This window comes from Candidatus Brocadiia bacterium (assembly GCA_041658285.1).
Classification (GTDB): domain Bacteria; phylum Planctomycetota; class MHYJ01; order JACQXL01; family JACQXL01; genus JBBAAP01.
Map to the genome: position 1 here is coordinate 1 of JBBAAP010000026.1, position 3459 is coordinate 3459.

Genomic DNA, 3459 nt, shown 5'->3' on the forward strand with positions numbered 1-3459 from the left:
TCATTAATAGCGCCACATCCATCAAAAACATTAATAACGAAACGATTACGCTATCCGATTTTGATTCATACCTTAAGTACCATGAAAACACATATTTTAAAATAATATCTACGACGGTGTCCGGGGATAAATACATCTCAAGCATTGTTATCACCGCAGATCTCGGAAGCAATTTTGATTATACAGGCAAAATAGATTCCGGGAATGTGAATATAACGGATAACAAGATAACTATAAACGGATCTGATATGGCGATCGGCGCCGGCACTATTATAAAAGATTCGGACGGCAATTTAATAGACCTGTCGCAGCTTGAGCAGATAGTAAACGGTAACTCCGCAAATTCGATAGATACGATGATCAGCATCTTTGCTACTCGCGCTCTTGATGGATCTATAATAGTTGTAAATTTAGATGTGCTGACAAAGGTCGAACCTTTGAATACCGTATCCTCCACAGATACGATCGATTCTATAGATGGACTCAATATAGTTTTTGGCGGAGTCACTTATGACCTGGCGGACGGATTTACTATATTAAATACGGCTACCGGTATAACTATGACGGTCGAAGAGCTTGAAACCGAAATGCTCTCTTATTTGCAGTTATCGATCCCTGTAGTTGCTACAGCCGAATTTACCGGCGAGGGCACAGAGGTTAAGATAGCGCGTATTAAGGTCGGCATGTTCTTCTTCGTTAATTCCATATCGGAAGCGTCCAGTACTATCACGCCGTCTATGAGCGGCCAGATGACGATCGGCACAGCTCTCGATTCGTTCAGCCTGGGCGGTGTCGTATTTACGGTAGATCCTTCCTCAGTTGTAATAACAGATGCCTTCGGCTCATCTATAAGCTGGAATGACCTGAAGAAATTCTATGCCGGCAACAATACCAGCGGGATCCCGACATATGTAAATATCGATCCCGAGGTCGCAAATGACGGATCGACATGGATCTGGAAAGCGCTGAAGATTAAACTTACCACAGATCTCTCCAGCAACGTAGGAGGTAAGCTGGACGACGCGGATGACACTGCGAATACCATAACCGTCCAGGGCAGGACTATCGACATCTCCGCGGCATCTATAGTTAAAAAAGACGGAACCGTGCTTACTCTGCAGTACCTATATGATCTGTTTAATGTAAGCGGCCATGTTATCGATGATTTCGACGATGTACAGCGGGTTATAGTGATGAACGGCACCCTTTACAATATAGCCGCGGATGCCGAAGCTTACGATGCTACAGGCGCCGGAATAAGCTTGTCATCTCTCTACCATATTTTTAACACTAACAAATTGAACATCATTTCAACTTACGCCAAGCTCACAACCGATGGAGAAGGCAATGTGATCAAGATCGAATTGAATAATCCACCCGTGCCCATATATGTCGATGTCGAAGTGAATAAAGCGTCCGGGCAGTTAGTAGCTCACAAAGTGACCGTCAATATAGATGAAACGCAGGGCTTTACAACAGCCGAAATGATAGATTACTTCAGCTCGACCACGCCTTTTGTTACGATAAACGGAACGAGGGTCAATCTGGACGGCACTTCTACCGTCTTAAAAGACCTGACCAACCCGTTGAACCCGCAGTCGATAGACCTTACGGCTCTGGCCCAGCAGATTAGAGACAGCGCTACACCTGTCTATTTCACGGCTGATATTAAAAAAGGTAAAAATACGGCTGATACGGGCGAAATAATATACGGCGGCATACGTGCTGTCGATGCCGCAACCCGCTCGAGCATAATAAGCAAGGTATCGACTTGGCTCAATACTGTAAGCGGCAAGACGACTCAGGCTATTACGAACATACTGTCGTGGCTGAATTCCCAGTCAGAACACTTTGGAGTAAGCGCTTTTGACTCTATGGCGCTTTTACTCAATCCTGTAAAAGCGGTTACCGATTACGCTGTCATGGCCGCGCAAATGATAATAAAGGATATAACCGGGGGAGCTATTTCGAATACGCCCACCGGCCAACTGCAAATATCTCTTACTACGATGAAAGAGATGGCGGCGCTTTTGGCAGGCGTACCTCAGACTTACGCTTATAATATCAGCTTCGATCAGCTTAAAGCGTCCGTAAAGGCAGGGCCGGTCATTGCTCACGTCGGCGGAGATCACTACGTAACGGTTATGGGTGTGGACCCCTACGGCATGGTCACGATGTATGATAACTATACCCTGACCACTGTTACCAAAGCGCAGTTTACCGCGAAGTGGAGCGGGACGGTCCTTGCGCTGACACAGCCTGCTACCGGTACGCCTATAAGCGATGCCAGCGCCGCATTGATAAAGGGCGCCGGGATAGAGGGTTGGCTCGACATGGGCAATAACGTCTATAATTACTGGTATGGCGCGCAGGAGGCTGATAAGGAGGCCCTTACCGATGCTGAGGCCCTTGGTATAGTCATGAGGACAGATTCTTATAATGCGCAGGGTGAGACTACAGATATAAGATTCTACGCGAAAGATCCCACCGAGCTGAGTAATTATAAATTTTTATATGATATACAGCCGAATAACGACAATAACAACCAGGACAGCTGGATAAAGAAAATAGCGCCGGATATCCTGGTGCCCGATAACTACTGGGTGTGGTACTACACAAAGGATACGGACGGAAGTTATGTGGCCGGCCTGGTACTGGACTATGGCTCTTCAGACGATGGTCTTTTAAACCACAGGCCGCTCCAGGCACTATGGTTCCCTGCCATAGATTATAAATATACAGACAGGTTTGCCGGGACACAAAGGTGGAATACTCTAAACGCCCTGAACCTTACTATGGACCAGGACATACCGTATATGCCGATAAACCAGTATATGCTTGCCGAATCATTCCAGTCTATGATGTGGGCCTATAATTATTATATGGAATCCCGCGACCTGTTCGAGAACGGACAATCGTCTTACATCAATGCCGCGTATTCTGCCATTAATTCCGCCGCGGATGTTTCAAGTACCAAGGTTAGCGCGGCGTTGTCGCAATATTGGTCAAGCGTCTCTTCCAACGCAGGCAGCTATATAAACGCTATGGGTTCTGAATGGAAGAATATGGGCAGTACCGCATTCAGTACATATACGAATACGACAAGCTCCGTCAAGACATTCATACAGAAGGTCATGGACAACTGGCGGCAGAGGTGGCACTGGGGTCCTAGCGATGTATACGGAGAGGGAGCATCGATAGCAAAAATTGTTCAGCTGATGATGGACGCGTATAACGCGTATAAGGCCGACGATCAATATATAAAAGGCAGCGAAATGTACGATTGGGCGGCGCCGTGGACAGCGTTCAAAACTACCGCTACAAGCAATTTTGATCAAGCTGTCAATCTTCTCGATGCTAATAAATCCGGCAGTAACGCTTATAATATATTGCAATCATTTACTGACGCGATCAGCGAGATAAATACTATAGCGGTATCGCTCGGCTCTTCGCAATTGG

At 46.4% G+C, this 3459-nt stretch carries 1 protein-coding gene; it reads left to right on the forward strand.

The annotated features are described in order from the left end of the window. The coding region (locus tag WC980_10815) for a cysteine peptidase family C39 domain-containing protein (protein MFA5795542.1) at window positions 1-3459 on the forward strand (3459 nt) is incomplete at both ends.